Origin of the sequence: Desulfobotulus pelophilus (genome assembly GCF_026155325.1) — a bacterium.
GTDB lineage: Bacteria > Desulfobacterota > Desulfobacteria > Desulfobacterales > ASO4-4 > Desulfobotulus > Desulfobotulus pelophilus.
In genome coordinates this window covers 17,944-34,728 of record NZ_JAPFPW010000005.1, presented here as the reverse complement: position 1 = coordinate 34,728, position 16,785 = coordinate 17,944, and the positions used below count along the sequence as shown (strand labels likewise).

General features: G+C 52.9%; 17 protein-coding genes. 13 read left to right on the top strand and 4 right to left on the bottom strand.

Annotation, left to right across the window (positions count from 1 at the left end):
• Positions 1–177 precede the first annotated feature (177 nt).
• Genes OOT00_RS05880 through OOT00_RS05860 form a run of 5 tightly spaced genes read left to right on the top strand, consistent with a single transcriptional unit; the run spans position 178 to position 5,756 of the window.
• Positions 178–2,241 (top strand): TonB-dependent receptor, encoded by a 2,064-nt coding sequence (locus OOT00_RS05880; RefSeq protein WP_265424386.1) that lies wholly within the window; start codon positions 178–180, stop codon positions 2,239–2,241.
• 1 nt (position 2,242) lies between these two features.
• On the top strand, positions 2,243–3,277 hold the full coding sequence (locus OOT00_RS05875) for a class I SAM-dependent methyltransferase (RefSeq protein ID WP_265424385.1): 1,035 nt from the start codon (positions 2,243–2,245) through the stop codon (positions 3,275–3,277).
• A 3-nt stretch (positions 3,278–3,280) separates the two neighbouring features.
• On the top strand, positions 3,281–4,300 hold the full coding sequence (locus tag OOT00_RS05870; protein WP_265424384.1) for an ABC transporter substrate-binding protein: 1,020 nt from the start codon (positions 3,281–3,283) through the stop codon (positions 4,298–4,300).
• Entirely contained in the window at positions 4,297–5,064 is a 768-nt protein-coding gene (locus tag OOT00_RS05865) for an ABC transporter permease (RefSeq protein WP_265424383.1), read from the top strand. The genes OOT00_RS05870 and OOT00_RS05865 overlap by 4 nt, the downstream gene beginning before the upstream one ends.
• Positions 5,061–5,756 (top strand): ABC transporter ATP-binding protein, encoded by a 696-nt coding sequence (locus tag OOT00_RS05860; RefSeq protein ID WP_265424382.1) that lies wholly within the window; start codon positions 5,061–5,063, stop codon positions 5,754–5,756. The genes OOT00_RS05865 and OOT00_RS05860 overlap by 4 nt, the downstream gene beginning before the upstream one ends.
• A gap of 74 nt (positions 5,757–5,830) precedes the next feature.
• On the opposite strand, the gene OOT00_RS05855 is transcribed toward OOT00_RS05860, so the two are convergent.
• Positions 5,831–6,103: an OmpA family protein gene (locus OOT00_RS05855; protein WP_265424381.1), complete on the bottom strand. Its 273-nt coding sequence runs from the start codon at positions 6,101–6,103 to the stop codon at positions 5,831–5,833.
• Between the two features lie 177 nt (positions 6,104–6,280).
• Here OOT00_RS05855 and OOT00_RS05850 point away from each other — a divergent pair, with 177 nt between their 5' ends.
• The 7 genes from OOT00_RS05850 to OOT00_RS05820 all read left to right on the top strand — a co-directional run bounded on the left by OOT00_RS05850 (position 6,281) and on the right by OOT00_RS05820 (position 13,547).
• Complete coding sequence (locus OOT00_RS05850) at positions 6,281–7,687, top strand: UDP-glucose dehydrogenase family protein (RefSeq protein WP_265424380.1); 1,407 nt, start codon at positions 6,281–6,283, stop codon at positions 7,685–7,687.
• Positions 7,688–8,177: 490 nt separating this feature from the next.
• Positions 8,178–8,594: a 6-pyruvoyl trahydropterin synthase family protein gene (locus tag OOT00_RS05845; protein ID WP_265424379.1), complete on the top strand. Its 417-nt coding sequence runs from the start codon at positions 8,178–8,180 to the stop codon at positions 8,592–8,594.
• Positions 8,578–9,195 carry a 7-carboxy-7-deazaguanine synthase QueE gene (locus OOT00_RS05840; RefSeq protein WP_265424378.1) on the top strand — a complete coding sequence of 206 codons (618 nt, stop codon included), beginning with the start codon at positions 8,578–8,580 and terminating at the stop codon, positions 9,193–9,195. Before OOT00_RS05845 ends, OOT00_RS05840 begins: the two co-directional genes overlap by 17 nt.
• A gap of 5 nt (positions 9,196–9,200) precedes the next feature.
• The gene (queC, locus tag OOT00_RS05835; protein WP_265424377.1) at positions 9,201–9,911 is read left to right on the top strand and encodes a 7-cyano-7-deazaguanine synthase QueC; all 711 of its coding nucleotides are present in this window, start codon (positions 9,201–9,203) and stop codon (positions 9,909–9,911) included.
• Positions 9,901–10,722 (top strand): NADPH-dependent 7-cyano-7-deazaguanine reductase QueF, encoded by an 822-nt coding sequence (gene queF / locus OOT00_RS05830; protein ID WP_265424376.1) that lies wholly within the window; start codon positions 9,901–9,903, stop codon positions 10,720–10,722. Before queC ends, queF begins: the two co-directional genes overlap by 11 nt.
• 178 nt (positions 10,723–10,900) lie before the next feature.
• A complete protein-coding gene (locus OOT00_RS05825; RefSeq protein WP_265424375.1) occupies positions 10,901–11,971 on the top strand; it encodes a DUF933 domain-containing protein in 1,071 nt (356 codons plus the stop codon).
• 385 nt (positions 11,972–12,356) lie between these two features.
• On the top strand, positions 12,357–13,547 hold the full coding sequence (locus tag OOT00_RS05820) for an MFS transporter (RefSeq protein WP_265424374.1): 1,191 nt from the start codon (positions 12,357–12,359) through the stop codon (positions 13,545–13,547).
• 103 nt (positions 13,548–13,650) lie between these two features.
• On the opposite strand, the gene OOT00_RS05815 is transcribed toward OOT00_RS05820, so the two are convergent.
• Complete coding sequence (locus OOT00_RS05815; protein WP_265424373.1) at positions 13,651–14,895, bottom strand: acyl-CoA dehydrogenase family protein; 1,245 nt, start codon at positions 14,893–14,895, stop codon at positions 13,651–13,653.
• A gap of 25 nt (positions 14,896–14,920) precedes the next feature.
• On the opposite strand from OOT00_RS05815, the gene OOT00_RS05810 reads away from it, so the two are divergent.
• A complete protein-coding gene (locus tag OOT00_RS05810) occupies positions 14,921–15,295 on the top strand; it encodes a hypothetical protein (protein WP_265424372.1) in 375 nt (124 codons plus the stop codon).
• A gap of 29 nt (positions 15,296–15,324) precedes the next feature.
• Here OOT00_RS05810 and OOT00_RS05805 read toward each other — a convergent pair whose 3' ends face one another.
• Both OOT00_RS05805 and OOT00_RS05800 read right to left on the bottom strand, forming a co-directional pair.
• Positions 15,325–15,711: a MerR family transcriptional regulator gene (locus OOT00_RS05805; protein WP_303649884.1), complete on the bottom strand. Its 387-nt coding sequence runs from the start codon at positions 15,709–15,711 to the stop codon at positions 15,325–15,327.
• A gap of 113 nt (positions 15,712–15,824) precedes the next feature.
• Positions 15,825–16,715 (bottom strand): MinD/ParA family ATP-binding protein, encoded by an 891-nt coding sequence (locus OOT00_RS05800; RefSeq protein ID WP_265424371.1) that lies wholly within the window; start codon positions 16,713–16,715, stop codon positions 15,825–15,827.
• Positions 16,716–16,785: the final 70 nt, after the last annotated feature.

Below are 16,785 nucleotides of genomic sequence, written 5' to 3'. Positions count from 1 at the left end.
TATAATGTTCATTCCGGCATCAGACATCCATAAAAGGTTGACAATGACCATTCTCCACAATCTCCGATTCCCCCTTTTCGTACTCTTCCGCATCACTGCTCAAGCGTCAGGAACAGAGGTCAGAGGCAATTGTGGGCATGGCTTTTACACAGCCCCCATGAAAAAGGAACCCAGCCTGTGAAATTAACATTGAATACAGCCCTTGCAGTATGCTCACTTTTCCTGCTGCTCCATACTCCGGTTTTCGCCGGAAATGAACCCGCACGGGTTCTGGAGGACATGGTCATCACCGCAAGTAAGAGGGAATCTTCACTGGATGAGTTTGCCGGCAGTATCAGTGTCAAGGACGGTCAATTTCTTATGGACCATGATATCAAAGACATCTCCGGGCTGACCCGTTTTATCCCCAACGTCTATTTTAAAAAGGCAAACTCAGGAGATGCCATTGTCACCCGGGGTATCTCAACCATAGACACGTCTCTGTTCAGTCCCATGGGCCTGTACATCAATGATGTCTCCTACCCGCTGGCCTTTATGCAGAATCAGCTGCTCACCGACATAAAACGCGTGGAGGTATTACGCGGTCCTCAGGGCACTTTGTATGGCCGCAACAGCGAATCCGGAGTCATCAACGTTGTTCTGGAAGAACCGGGAGATGAAATCAGGGCTTCCGCCAGCCTGTCCGCCGGTAACTATGCCAGCTGGAATGGCCATGCTTCCGTGAGCGGGCCCGTCATGGAGGACAGCCTTTTCCTGGGGCTCTCGGTCACAGGACGCAAAAGTGATGGGTTCATCACCAACGAAGTGACGGGCAAGGACAATGTGGCTGACGAAGAATCTTCATCGGCCAGAGGTACCCTTCGGTGGGCTGCTGGAGATCGATTTGAACTTGTGACCATCCTTGACGGCACCTACCGGGACAGGGGCATCAGCACCCTTCGGTTCGAAGACGGCCCCTACGCATCGGGCAGACACAAAGTCCGGTCCGATGAAAAAGACCGGACCGATGAGAAAGAAACCGGGGGCGTGGTGAAAATGAGCTGGCAGGGAGATCAGGCCCTTTTCACCTCCATCACCAGCAACCGCCGTTTTACGAAAGACTTTCTTCACGATTTCGACCGTACTCCCGTTAAACTGGGAACCACCGACATGCATATCGATCAGGACAACCGGAGTCAGGAATTTCGCGCCGCATCCAGCGGAAACACTCATCACTCCTGGTTGATAGGTCTGTTCGGGTATACCGAAGACATCGATACATCCATCGCCTTAAACCACGTATCCCCCCTGATGGCCAAAAACAGGGTCACAGATTCAAAACACGAGGGATTCGCCGTATTCGGCCAGCTTACCTACCAGATAACGGAGCGGTTGAAACTCACCGGTGGCCTGAGGGGAGAATACGCATCCGCCACAGGCACCCAGACCTTCACCAGCAATCTGGGTCCCGTCACCTTCGACGAAAAACTTTCCAGCACCGAGTGGCTTCCCATGGTTGCGGCCTCTTACGTCCTTGCCGATAACCTGACTGCCTACGCCACCTGTGCCAGAGGCTGGCTTGCCGGAGGATACAACTATTTTTCGGCAAACTCTCAGGAGTCCTTCGGCTACGACCCCGAATACACCATCAATTACGAGGCAGGCATCAAAACAAACTTCTTTGACCGACGACTCAAGGCCGACCTCTCCGTTTTTTACATTGATATTGACGACAAACAGATCAGAGAGGAAGTCCCCGGGGGTGGGCCCGGTGTGTGGCGGTTCTCCAATGCAGCCAAAGCCCACAGTAAGGGGATAGAGCTGGACGTCACGGCGCTGCCCTTAGGCAATCTCGAAGTTTTCACCAGCATCGGCCTGGCCAGCACGGAAATCGATACCTGGCAGGGAACCACCGATGGCACTCCCTTTGATTACTCCGGCAACTCCCTGCCATGGGCACCGGAATTCACCTGGAATGTGGGTGTCGGCTACTACATGAACAACGGGTTTTACGGAATCGCCGATGTATCCGGTGCGGGAAAACAGTATTTTGATGCAGCCAACACCCTGAGGGATGACAGCCATGCCCTCGTCAACCTCAAGCTGGGCTACGCCCTGCCGCACATGGATATCTCCTTTTACTGCCACAATCTCCTTGATGAGAAATATGCCACCAAAAAAGTGAAAAACATGCAGGGCTTCACCATGGTAGAAGACGGTGAACCGCTCACCTTTGGACTGACGCTCAGCTGGAGGCTGTAACATGACTTTCTTCGCAGACAAGTCTCAAAATCCCATGGCCTCCATTTTCGAAGCCCTTCAGGCACCGGTCCGTATGGCCGTCCTCCAAACAGCTGTTGAAACAGGTATGGCCGATATCCTCACTCAGGCTTCCGCACCGGAAGATATAGCCGCCGCCATGGACACAGAAATCCATCCTGAAAATCTGGTTCATTTTCTGGACAGCATGGCAGGTATAGGTCTGGCGGTAAAACAGGATGGTCGATATGTCAATTCGGAATTTGCCAGCACGTTCCTTCGTAAGGAAAGTCCCGTCTATCTGGGGAGTCTGGTCCTGAATCTATCCCGCATGCAGCACCGGAATATCCACCGCATCGAAGAGCTGGTCCGCACAGGACCTCCTCCGGTGAAACAGGAAGACTGTCTCAGTAAGGAAAGCAGATGGGAGGCCTCCGTCCGTCACCTGGCTTCCTATCAGCGGGCTGGCATAGCCGCCCTTGCCGCAGACATTATTGATACCCTTCCGGAATCCAGGACGGCCTCAACCATTATGGATATCGGATGCGGCCCCGGGCTCATGTGCATGGAAATTCTCCAACGTCATCCGGGCATGAAAGGAGTTCTCTTTGACCTGCCGGGCATCATCCGTCTGGCAGAAAAAGAAGTACAAAAAGAGGGCATGGAAAAAAGAATCTCTTATATCCAGGGGGATTATAATACCACGGACTTCGGCAAAGGTTATGACATCATCTGGGCCAGCCACAACCTTTATTACGTTCAGGACTTTTCCACCTTCTTCCTGCGCCTCCATGCAGCCCTCAACGATGGCGGTGTCTTTGTCAGCCTTCACGAAGGTACCTCCGCCGAGGGGACGATTCCGGAGCATGTTGTGCTCTCCAGACTCTCCCTCGCCCTTGAGGGCCAGAACTATGTATTCAGGCAGAAAGAGATTGCCAACCACCTCCGGCGCGCAGGGTTTCAGTCGGTGGAAACATCCCCCTTTGTCCTGCCCGTTGGTGAGGTGGAGCTGACCATCGCAAGAAAAGAGAAAGGATAAATCATGACCTGGGTCCTGCCCTCCCGCTGGTTTAGCGGGATGACTGATTGCCGGAGCCTGCTCTGGCTGCTGATTCTGCCATGGATGGCAGTCCCATGGCCCGGCAGCACATGGGCAGACGATCGGCCGGTCTTCCGAATTTCCGGCCCTCCCATAGCCGAAAGTCTGCCCTTTGCCATGATGTCCGGCATGACCTTCGACAACCCGGCCATGACCGTTCGATTTATCCCATGGAACTCCCCGGATCAGATCCGGGCCATGATCGCAGGGGGACAGGTGGAGGGTGCCATCATCACCACGGCATCGGCATCCCTTTTCTACAACCGGGGTGTCCGTATCAGACTGGCGGCTCTCTTTGAAACATCCCTCTGGATTGTATCCACGGCAGATTCCGGAGATACCGGCCTGAATAGTCTCACTGGCACCATTCTTTTTCCCTTTGGCCACCGGGAAATGCCCGAACTGATCTTCAACGTTCTCATGGGGCCGCAATCTTCTGAACTCACCCGGCACCACACCGGTGGAGCCCTTGAAGCGGTAAACCTCCTGCTGCTCGGCAGAGGTCACCATGCCCTTCTGGCCGAACCAGCCGCAAGCCTTGCCCTTGTCCGCTCCGGGGAGATGGCCGCAAAAGGAGTCCCTGCCCTGATCAAGCACCTCGATCTGCGCACACTCTGGGAACAGAAATTCCTGGGAAAACCCCTCTATGTCAGCGGTTTTGCTGTTATCGGAGATACCCTTGCCAACCCCGCCATGGTCCATCGCATCCTTCTGGAGTACGAGAAAGGCCTTGTCCTTATGGCAGACCACCCCGAAAGAGCCCTTGCCATGGCTCAAAAAAACTTTCCCGCCCTGGCCGCTCAGTCTGATAATGGCAGCCTGCCCGGTGGGAATATCCGTATAACCCGTGGCCAAGAGGCCTTTTCCGATACCCTCTTTTTCCTGAATAAACTCTCTGAACAGGCTCCCCGGGCCATGGGAGGCCCTCTGCCCGGAGAAGACTTTTTTCTGGTGACGCAATGAAGGCATGGAGCCAACGCCGCACCGGGCATCTCCTTTTCCGGTTCTCAGGAATATTTCTTCTGGTCTTTGCCTGGTATCTCATCGCCCGCCATTACTCCGGCCTTGTGGTAGCCTCACCTCTGGAAACCCTTTCTGCCGCAGGCAGGCTCCTCTCGGATCCATCCTTTATTTCCGGGCACTTTGCCGTAAGTCTGAAACGGATCGCCCTGGCCCTCCTGTTCGGAGTTCTTGCCGGTGGAGTTCTGGGCCTTCTAGCCGGTTTTTCGGAACCCCTGAGGCTGATGATCGACCCCCTCCGCTGGATGCTGATGACCATTCCCGGAGTGGTCATCGTTGTGGTCTTCATGCTCTGGTTCGGTATGGGAGATCTCATGGTCATCAGCATCACAGCCTGCACCATTGCTCCTGTAATGTATATCAATGTATCCCAGGCCATGTCGTCCGTGGACAAATCCCTTCTGGAAATGGCCGGAATTTATCGGTTTCCCCTTAGTATGAAACTGCGCCACATCTATGTCATGACCCTTGCCGGTCCGTTTTTTTCCGCTGTGGTTATTGCCGTGGGAAACGGAATCCGGGTGGTGGTACTGGCCGAGGTACTCGGAGCCAGCAACGGCATCGGCCACCGCCTGGCCATTTCCCGTACCAACCTTGACACACCCGAGCTTTACGCCCTGGCCCTTATCAGTATGTCCATCGTCGGAGGAATTGAGTTTTTCCTGCTGAAACCGTTAAAGCAGAAATACATGGGGAGAAAAGCATGAACCCGGCCGTGGAGCTCATCAATGTGTGCATGACCTTCCAAAACAGGGAGATATTACAACATATCAACCTGGTCATTCCGGAAGGCCAGCGTATGGCCCTTACAGGTCCCAGTGGTGCGGGGAAATCCACCATCCTGAAAATCATTGCAGGCCTTATTACGCCAACCTCCGGCAGAATCATTCGCCACAGTCGCAAGATCGGCTATGTTTTTCAGGAGCCCCGCCTCCTGCCATGGGAAACGGCCCTCAAAAACGTAATTTTTCCACTCCTTGCCAGGGGAGAGAGGCAACATCATGCCAGTGAAGCAGGGAGAGAATGTCTTGCCAAAATGGGCCTTTCAGGATTTGAACAGCATTACCCCGATCAGCTTTCCGGCGGCATGAAACAGCGGGTTTCCATTGCCAGAGCCCTGGTCATTGAACCGGATCTCCTTCTTCTTGACGAACCCTTTACAGGCCTTGACCCCAATTTACGGGATTCAATCTGCCACCACATGGAAAGTGCCCTTTCCCAAAAAACGACCACCCTAATTCATGTTACCCACGATGCGGAGGGAATGATTCACACCGCCGATACTCTCTACACCCTCACCGCCCCCGACACGCTGCATGCCCTTCCCCGGAGAATTCCTTCCGCCGCCCCTGAAGGGGTCACAGCTACGGGACCTACGGCCCTGCCAAGACCCGGATAAAAAATGGCGCAGGAAATGGTCTCTTTCCACTGCGCCGGTCCTGTTTGAATACAGAGTCAGGCGGTAAAGAATCCCTACCTCACCCAGATTTCCACACGTCGGTTTCTGGCCCTTCCTTCAGGATTTTCGTTGGATGCCACGGGCAACTCCTGCCCCACTCCAAGGCCCCTTACCCGATGCACCCCTCTGGCCTTCAGGGCATCGGCCACCACCACAGCCCGCTTCAGGGACAACTCCTGATTATAACGATGGTCACCATGACTGTCCGCAAATCCCGCAAGCAGCACTTTCCTGCCATGGTTTTCTGCCTTTTCCATGATGGCCCAAACAACCGTTCGATGATGCAAGCACGGTCTGCATACAGGGGATTTATTCAGATCTTGTGAGAAAAGAACCCAAAAGACGGCTTTTTTCTCACCAGGCTCCTCTGCACAAAAAGGCAACCTTTCTGCAATCTTTTCTGAATACACGCAGCTTATTCCTTGAACGAAACCATCAACGATTGCCACAGAGAAAGGACCATCATGGATATCATTGTAATCGGAACAGGTTATGTGGGACTGGTCACGGGTGTCTGCTTGGCTGAGATGGGGAACAGGGTCACCTGCGTGGACAGAAACCCTGAAAAAATTCAGGCTCTGGAAAAAGGACTTCTTCCCATTTATGAACCCGGCCTTGGGGAAATGATGCAGAGGAACATGGCATCCAAAAACCTTTTTTTCACCACAAACCTTACAGGGACCATGAATTCTCCCTGCCTGTGCTTCATTGCCGTGGGTACGCCCCCCCGGACCAATGGAGCCGCCGATATCCGACAGGTCATGTCCGTTGCTGATGATATCGCCCGTCACATGAAGGCTCCTGTCCTTGTTGTCAATAAAACAACGGCGCCCGTAGGAACCTGTGATGCCATCATCCGGCAGATCCGTATGGGACTCGCCGCACGGAACAAAACCATCACTTTTGATGTGGCCAGTAATCCGGAATTTCTCAAGGAAGGCGATGCCGTGGCAGACTTCATGCGGCCGGACCGCATCATCATAGGGCTGAGCCAACAGAAGGCTGCAGCCATTCCGGAAATACAGAGTCAGGAAATCCTCTCCCGCCTCTACGCACCTTTTTCCCGGAATCACCATAAAATTATTTTCATGGGTATGCGGGATGCGGAGATGACCAAATATGCAGCCAACTGCATGCTGGCAACCAAAATATCCTTTATGAATGAAATGGCCTCCATCTGTGAAAACGTGGGAGCGGATGTGGAAAGGGTGCGCAGGGGAATGGGTGCGGACAGCCGTATAGGCTATGATTTCATCTATGCAGGCTGCGGCTATGGCGGTTCCTGTTTTCCAAAAGACATTCAGGCCCTGATCCGTGCTGCCGAAGACATGGGCATTACTCCTGACATTTTGAAAGCCGTTGAAAAACGGAATTTCACCCAGAAAAAACGGCTTTTTGAAAAAGCCCTTGCCTTCTTTGGTGGCAATCTTTCGGGCAGGCATTTTGCTATCTGGGGACTGGCCTTTAAGCCCGGTACGGACGACATGCGGGAAGCCCCCTCCCTGAGCCTGATACAAAGCCTCATGGAAGCCGGTGCTTCCCTTGTAGCCTATGATCCCGTGGCCATGGATACGGCCAAAGCCATACTTCCCTCCTCCTGGCTGGCATCGGGCAGGATGGCTATGGCCGAGCACCAGTACGCGGCCCTTCAGGGTGTGGATGCTCTTTTCCTCGTTACAGAATGGAAGCCCTTCCGCCAACCGGATTTCGCCGCCATGAAAAGACTGATGAAGCAACCCGTTATTTTTGATGGCCGGAATCAGTTTGACCCTGAGGAACTGGCAAAAAAAGGCTTTGATTATAAAGGCATTGGAAGGGGGAGAATGGACGCCGGTCAAGACATACTGGAGTGTACGGCCCAAGCATCATAAGACGGCTCTTTTCAGGTTCCCACCGCGTACCATACGACACGGACTGTTTCCTGATCCAACCTTGTTCCCATGAACACACAGGCCGGCAGGTACCAGCAAACCAAAAGGTATTTCTGCAACCAGTTCATACCCTGAACAGCCTGGCTGACGACAGTGCCAGAACATTTTACAAGCCCAACACAGGGTTGGAGCAGGAGAAAAACTGTTTTCCCGGCAGTGCTCCCTGTGGTACCTTATTTTTATATAATGCGGCCGGGGACTTACCCCAAGTCACCGTAAAGCCCCTGACTTTCGCCATGGGGAGGTTCATGGAGTGGATCTTTCCTCTCTTTTTTTGTTTTTTTGATATCCTGTAAAGGATAGTGTTTCCTGCTCATAAGGTCATTGCCAATTCATTTCTTTTCTTATATGAATACCCGGTTTCAGCGGACGAGTGGCAGCCCGCTTTACAAATTCTCCCTCCCCTGCTCTGGAAGAAAGAGGTGGCCCCATGCTTACCATTACCCGCGAGTTCCGCTTTGAAGCGGCCCACCGTCTGGCCCTTGCCCACCTGACGGACGAAGAGAACCACACCATCTACGGACCCTGTTCCCGTATTCACGGCCACAGCTACCGGCTGCGGGTGACCCTCTGCGGCACACCCAACGAATACGGCTGGCTGCTGAATTTTTCTGACCTGAAAAAAATTGTTACCCTCCACGTCCTGCGCCTTTATGATCATGCCTGTCTGAACGAGCTGGAAGAATACCAGGAGGTACTGCCCACGGCTGAAAGTATGGCTACAGCCATTTTTCACCGGCTCAAGCCCCATCTCAGGGGCCCTAACTACAGGCTCCTGCGGGTTTGTGTCTATGAAACCCAGGATGCCTGGGCCAGCTGGGAGGACCCCTGTGCTGCAGATTCATGAACTCTTCCGCTCTATACAGGGAGAAGGCCCCTTCGCCGGACGACCGGCTGTTTTTCTGCGCCTTTCCGGCTGTGTGCAACCCCACTGTCCCTTCTGTGATACACCCGAAGCCTTGGGAAAAGGAAAGAGCATACCGGTGGAAGAACTGGTGGAACAGATGACTTCCGGAGGCCCGGGCCTTGCTGTGATTACCGGAGGTGAACCCTTCCTGCAGTGGGAAAGCGGCCTGAAGGAACTGGAAGCCGCCCTCCTGCAAAAAGGTATGGAAATCCAATACGAAAGCAGCGGTCGGGCTGGTGTACCCGATGGCGTGCAGGGCCAGGTGGTCCTTTCTCCCAAGCCCGGCCAGTGGCCCCCCCCATCGGTACTGGGTAAAGCCTTTGCCGTCAAACCCCTGATGGGCGATAAGCCGGAAATCGTTCTCAGAGAAATTTACCGTTCCGGACTGCCACCGGAAAAAATATGGCTCATGGCCCTGGGAGCCAGCCGGGAGGAACAGCTTCAGCGTATGCCCCTTTTATGGGAGATCTGTACCCGGTACGGGTACCATTTCTGCCCAAGACTTCATATCCTTGTCCATGACCGGAAAAAAGGAGTCTGACCCCTATGCAAGAAAATGAAACCCCCATGACTTCATCCATAGAATCCGTACTGGTGCTTTCCGGGGGTATGGATTCCACGGTGCTACTCTATGACCTGATGGCAAAAAAAAGACAAACCGCTGCCATCAGTTTTGATTACGGTTCCCGGCATAACCACAGAGAGCTGCCCATGGCCGCCGCCACCTGTGAAAAGCTGGGTGTCATCCACCGGATCATCCGGCTTCCTTTCATCGGTGAGCTTTTTTCCTCTGCCCTGCTCAAAACAGGCCCCCCCATACCGGAAGGTTCCTATGATACGGCCAACCTGTCCCAGACTGTTGTACCCTTCCGCAACCCCATCCTCATGAGTATTGCCGTGGGCTATGCGGCCTCCATCGGCGCAAAGGAAGTGCTGCTGGCCTCCCACAGCGGCGACCATGCTCTCTATCCGGACTGCCGAAAAACCTTTAACGAAGCCTTTGATCAGGCCGTGCGTCTGGGAACGGACAATGCCGTTCACCTTTCCTTTCCCTATGCTGGACTGGACAAGGGGCAGATTGCAGAAATCGGGCGCAGGCTGGGTGTGGACTTCACCCTTACCTGGACCTGCTACAAAGGTGGCAACCGGCACTGCGGCCGCTGCAGTGCCTGTGTGGAACGCAGTCAGGCACTCAAGCGCTCAGAGGGTCTGGATCCCACCCTCTATGAAGATCAGGGAGAACATCATGGAAGATAAGTTTCTTTCCGCCCTGCCCTTGGGCAGAACCGTGACATTCAGCCCCCGATATGACCCAACCCAGCTCTGCCCCGTGCCCCGCAGCCTCGCCAGAAAAACCCTGGGCATCGGGGAAAAATCCCTGCCCTTTTCCGGAGAAGACATCTGGAACTGCTGGGAACTGTCATGGCTGGACCCTGCGGGCAAACCGGAAGTGGCCGTAGCCGAATTCCGCATTCCAGCTACCAGCCCCTTTCTAGTGGAATCAAAATCCTTGAAACTGTATCTCAACAGCTTCAACATGACCCCTGTTTCCGGCATCGCCGAACTCCGAGAACGGCTGATCCATGATGTTGGCAGCATTGTTCAGGCACCCGTTGGCCTTCGCATCTTCCTACCGCATGAATTCTCAAAACTCATGCCCAGAGAACCCGAAGGTCAGTGCATTGACACCCTGCCCCTTAATGCTGCCAAAGCGCCGGTGCCGGAAGTAAAAAGTCCGGATACAATCACTTCCGAACGGCTCTTTTCCCGCCTTCTCCGCAGCCACTGCCCCGTAACCGGTCAACCGGACTGGGCAACACTGCACATAAGCTACACAGGCCAGCCCATCTGCCATGAAAGCCTGCTCAGGTATATTGTCAGCATGAGGGAACATACGGGTTTTCATGAATCCTGCGCCGAAGCTCTTTTCTGCCGGATTCTGGATACCTGCAACCCGGAACAACTTTCCGTCCATGCCCGGTTTACCCGCAGAGGCGGCATCGATATCAATCCCTTCCGCAGCACCCACGAGGAAGCATTGCCCAATCACAGGGATTTCCGGCAGTAAGCAGCCGCTTTCTTCCCCCATGCCTGCCACCGGACTTGAGTCTGCAGGGATTTTGTGGCAAAGACAGGAAGGCCGCCCCGGACCGGGGGCAGGCTTTTTCAGCTTTTTATGGAACTCACCGCCATCAGGGCGTTATACAGGGACCCAAACGTCCCCTGAAGAAAAAAGGAAACGTCACATGAAAGTCGGGATCATCGGCCTGCCCCAGAGCGGCAAAAAAACCTTATTTACCGTACTCACGGGAACCCGGATTCCCGAGGGCAGCCAGCTTGCCAAACCCCTGCCCGGAACGGCGGACATACTGGATCCCCGATTTGACCGTCTCGTGGCCATGTATGAACCCAAAAAACAACAGCCAGCACGTATCGACTTTGTACTGCTTCCTAAAATGGAAAAGGAAACCATATCCAAAGGCAGCATATTTCAGGACATTGCGGACATGGATGCCATCTGCCTTGTGGTACGGGCCTTTGAAGACGAGGCCATCTTCCATGTGGACGGTCATGTGGATGGGGTACGGGATGCGGAAATGGTCTGTTCCGAACTGATCATCCATGATCAGATTTTTGTGGAAAAGCGACTGGAACGACTGGAAATCACCCTCAAAAAAATAAAAGATGAGGATCAGAAAAAGGAATTCGCCCTGCTCCAGCGTATGCAGACCCATCTGGAAGAAGAAAAACCCCTGCGCCTTTTTGATATCTCGGATGAAGAGGAAGCCCTGATCCGCAGCTATCCTCTGATTACCCGTAAGGAAATGCTGCTGGTGCTCAATACAGGCGAAACGGAAATCGGTAGTGCCTCCATCCCGGAGCCCATTCAAACAAGATGTGAAAAAGACCAGATGCAGGCGTTGTGCATCTGTGCCGGCATGGAGGCGGAAATCGCCCTTCTGGATGATGCGGAGGAAAAAACGGCCTTTCTGGAGGACCTTGGAATCGCTGAACCGGCACTGGGCCTGCTGACCCGTGCGGCCCTGAAAGCCCTTGGCCGGATTTCCTTTTTTACCGTGGGCAAGGATGAGGTCCGGCAGTGGCTGGTCCGCAAAGATGCACCAGCCCCCAAAGCTGCCGGTGTGATCCATTCCGATCTGGAAAGGGGCTTTATCCGTGCGGAAGTCATCAAATACGATGAACTCATGGCCCTTGGCAGTGAAGCAGAAGTTAAAAAAGCCGGAAAACTCTCTGTTAACGGCAAAGATTACAAGGTAGAAGACGGCGATATTCTTAATATCCGCTTCAAAGTCTGAAACTACATGGGCTGGCCCGCATCCGGTCCAGCCACCCGTGCCTGTTCTCCTTCCCTCTGAACAGGCCTTTCCAAAAGCAGGACCCGCAATGCGCAGAATCCTCCGTTCCACTTCTGCCTCGCCATTCCACGGGAACGGTACGAGCAGAATATTATGATGACACCCTGTATCAGGGATGATACGGGTTCTATGAAAACAGCGGGGAGATTCGGGGTTTACTTTTATATTGCCGGAGGCCTATACTGTTTTCAATGCAAAAGGGAAACAACTCTTCTCTGCATACAATCTGTTGAAACCGTTCAGAGACCATCGGGTAACACCGTTGGTCTTTCTCTTTATAGACCGTTACTCCAACTTTTTTATCCTTTTATCATGTGGGCAGGCCATGGCATATCTGAATTTTTTCTTTCAAAATCAAAAGCTTTTACTCTTCGGAGTTTTGCTTACCTTTTTTTCAAGCTTTGGCCAGACCTTTCTGATCTCCGTCTTTGTTCCCCATATTCTGACAAAATTCTCACTGAACAGCGGACAGTTCGGAACCATTTACTCCCTTGCCACCCTGTGCAGTGCTGCTTTTCTTCCCTTTTTCGGCAGGCTTCTGGACAAAAGCAGCATCGGTTCCTTTGCCTTAGGTACGGGGCTGGCACTGCTTGTATCCTGCTGGCTTATGGCCCTGTCTCCGGGAGTTGCCTTTCTGTTTGCCGCACTGCTGGGCCTGCGAATTTCCGGACAGGGACTGATGGGTCTTACGGCTTCAACGGCCATGGCAAGGCTTTTTACCAGGTTCCGGGGACGGGCCTTAAGCATTTCTGCTACGGGTTATGCTTTGGGGGAAGGGCTTCTGCCCCTTCTTACCGTACTGATACTGCATACCTTCGGATGGCATACCACCTGGCTCATGGCAGGTTTTTGTATTGCTTTGGTTTTTCTGCCCCTTTCAATTTTTCTGATTAAGGATGCCGGGACACCGGCGCAGGGAACAACGGAAACAACGGAAACATGGTCACCCGTGCAGCTTCTCGGCGATGCCCGCTTTTATCTGATTCTGCCGGGTGTTATGGCCGTACCCTTTCTGCTTACCGGCATTTTTCTCTATCAAACCAGCCTTGCCGATTTCAAAGGCTATACACCCGCTCTTATGGCTTCCGGATTTACGGCCTATGCGGTAATGCGCATGTTCAGCTCCATTGCCGTGGGTCCATGGATAGACCGTATGGGCGGAATCCGATTGTTTCCCTTTTCGATAGTACCTCTTTTTATGGGGCTTCTTGTGCTATGGACACAGTCGGGCATCGGGTGCATCTATCTCTTTTTTATTCTGGCGGGAGCTTCTCAGGGGATTTCGGGTATCCTTGCCACAGCCGTGTGGGCAGAAGTATATGGCGTGGATGTTCTGGGGCAGGTCAAAAGCCTGAGTGCCATGGTGGTGGTTTTCAGTACGGCACTCAGTCCGGCTCTTTTTGGCTGGCTGATTGCTTCCAATTTCAGTTTTTCATGGATACTGCCCGGAGCAGCGGCTTTCTGTATACTTGCCTTTGTTTCAGGCCTTGCCATGCGCCGCATCGTAAGTACCTGACCTTGATTTTCAAATGCAAAACCGTTTACCTTGCATCTGCATGATGTTCTGATGGCTGCACAAACAGACAGACTGCCGGGCAGAAATCTCAAGCACCCGGCCCCTATTCGTAAATCTTTTCTCCTTCGGCAAAGGCTTCTGCCGCATCGTTTTCGCAGTCCCGGGTAATGCCTAAAGCCCTGTCTTCCATATATTTTCTGTACCATTCACTGGCGATGATAAGACTCATGACCTCATTGGTGCCGGTCCAGATGGAGGCCAGACGCACATCCCGAAAAATCCGCTCCACGGGAAAAACATTGGTGTAACCAATGCCGCCCATCACCTGCATGCTGTTATGCACCACTTTCTGGCAGGATTCCGTGATGAATTTTTTGGATTCGGAAACCAGCCTGCGGATCTCGTTTTCAGAAACTCCCGTATCCACCGCCCGGCTGGTGGTGTAGGCCATGCTACGGCAGGCATCCAGCAGCATGGCCGCTTCTGCCACCTGAAAACTGACACCCTGATAACGGGCAATTTCCCGGCCAAAGGCCTTGCGCCTTGTGGTGTAACCCGTAGCTACTTCCAGAGCCGGACGGGCAGCACCTATGGTCATGGCTGCCGTACCCAGCCGCTCCGGTATCATCATGGTATTGAAAACCGCATATCCCCCATGGAGGCTTCCCACAATATTTTCCTTGGGAACCTTTGCGTCTTTAAAGATAATCCGCGCGGCACCACCACCCCGGCAGCCCATGAGTCCGTAAATATAATCCACCATCACGCCTTCGCTGCGATCTACGATAAAACAGGTCAGGGACTTGTGGGCCTTGGCTTCGGGATCGGTCTTTGCGTATACCAGAAAATAATCCGCACCTTCACCACCCACGATAAAACGCTTCTGGCCATTGATGACATAATGATCTCCCTTATCTTCGGCCGTGGTGTTTGTTGCGAAGAAATCCGATCCGCCCCTGGGTTCCGTAAGACATTCCGCTGCAAAGATCTCCCCCTTCAGCAGGGGCCTGACATATTTTTCCTTCTGCCTATCCGTTCCATGGCGGATAATGGCGTCACAGACCAGCTCCGCCCCCACGCCAAAGGTACAGGCCATAATATAACCAAGGGTTCCGATTTCTTCCATGACCATAACCGTACTCACCCAGTCCAGCCCTCGGCCGCCCCACTCCCTGGGATACCGGCAGCCCATGAGGTTCCGTTTCCCGGCTTCTGCAAGAAATTCTTTGGGAAACTGCACCTTATCCGCATCCATATCCAGCAGAAGCTGCCTTGGAATGGTCTTTACAAAATCCCGGACTTCACTGCGCAGAGCTCTGGCTTCATCGGACAAAAGAAAATCATACATGGCGGTCTCCTTTAAGGGGAATCAATTGGGAATGGCAACCTGTTCCGGAAGGCTTTTTCTGGGCATCATTTATTATTTTGTAACTGTTCAGCACATTTTATTCAAAATTGTCACCGCTCTAATTTCAACAGCTTCGTACGGCTGCAAGGCATCCTGGCTATTTGCAAGTGACGTTGCAATCGTTTCGGATCAGAGCTTTGAAGCCCTGTGCGAAAGAAGCGGCAAACTGTCTGAGCCGCCACAAAGGCAACGTGCTTACGCTTGCTATGACAATCAAAAAGCTTATCCTGCCTGTGGCGGGGAGTTTTTGCCGCTTCCGTACAGGGCAAGAAGCTCTAAGAATAAGATTGCGTCACGGGTAAATAGCTTGGATGCCTCTGCATTTATCTGGCAGGCATGAAAGTTAAAAAAATGTGCTGAACCATTCCATTATTTTATGGATTGCAGCCGTTTTTCCAGAAACTCCTGCATGGAAAGAATGTCCGCCTCCAAAAGGGCCAGATCCTCTTTTTTTCTTCGGATTTCCTCAAGCTTTTCCCTGCCAAAGGCAAGGCTTTTACGAATCTGATCCGCCTCATGGAGGGGAACATCCGCATATCCGATCATTTCCGCAATTTCTGCCAGAGAAAATCCGAAACGCTTACCCCGGAGAATCAGCTTGAGCCTTGCTTTGTGTTTTCTAGAATACAGCCGCTGGTTGCCAGCACTGCGTTCAGGAGAGATCAGCCCCTTATCCTCATAGAAACGAATGGTGGAAGGACTGATTTCCAGCTCAGCAGCCAGCTCGGATATGGCGTACATCTTGATTGAATTCATGGTGAATGAATACTCACAAATAAAGTTAAAGTCAACTTTAGTTTTAATGACTCACTGAAAAACGCAGTGCTCCATTATGGCGAAAAAACATTCCTACAACCGCAAGAATCTCGCTACCTGTGCGAGAGAAGCTGGCGGGCAAGGCCCATCACCTGGCGGGTTATGGTATGACTCCGGTATTTTTTCAGAAAAGGTTCCCGGCTCATGATGGCATCATTCACCACATCATGATGGCTCACCACAGCACCAAGGGTGAAAACAGGGCCGAAAAACCTGGGGTAAAACCCCATCAGCTGCGCAGCCACTTCCGCATCCATGGTTTTTCTTACCTGATTAAGAAGCAGATAGAGGTGTATGGATTCAAGATCCGCCAACAGCCTGTTTCCGGCTTCGGAATCCTTCGCTGTAAGGGCTTCTGCCATATCGAAAGGCCGTATGGAAGCGGCGGACTTCGAGGCAAGACAGATGCGGGTCAGATCACGAAGCCCGGAATCTCCCACATGAGCGCGTATTTTTCGAATGAAAAGGGCATGAATGAAACGGAAAAGATTTTCCACAGCCGTTGGCTCCGGTGTGGTCACGACCACCCCACGGGATGCAGCCAGAAAAAAATCCATATTATTTTTATAGGTTCCGGCTCCCAGATCCAGCAAGATGAAGTCATGGGGGAGGCTTCTGAAACCCTGAATCAAGCGCAGTACCCAACCTGCAGGCAAATCAGCCACATGGCCTGCGCAGCCCTTGGAAGATATAAGAAAGAGGCGAGGAAGAGAGGTTTCCATGCAGCATTCCGAAAGGTTTGCAATGCGACCTTCCATAAAATCCTGAAGACCCGGCCGGGATGCGGTAATACCCAGAAAGGAATGAAGATTGGCAGCTCCCAGATCCAGATCCACCAGCACTACCTCTTTACCGGCCGCAGCAAGGACACTTCCCGTAAGGGACGTCAGAAAACTCTTGCCGCTTCCTCCCTTTCCTCCCCCAAAGGCTATGATATCACCCATATATTCCCCTTTTATTCATGAATGACCGGAAGCTCTCCCTGCTCCTGCCCGGCAAACTGCCTCCTGAACC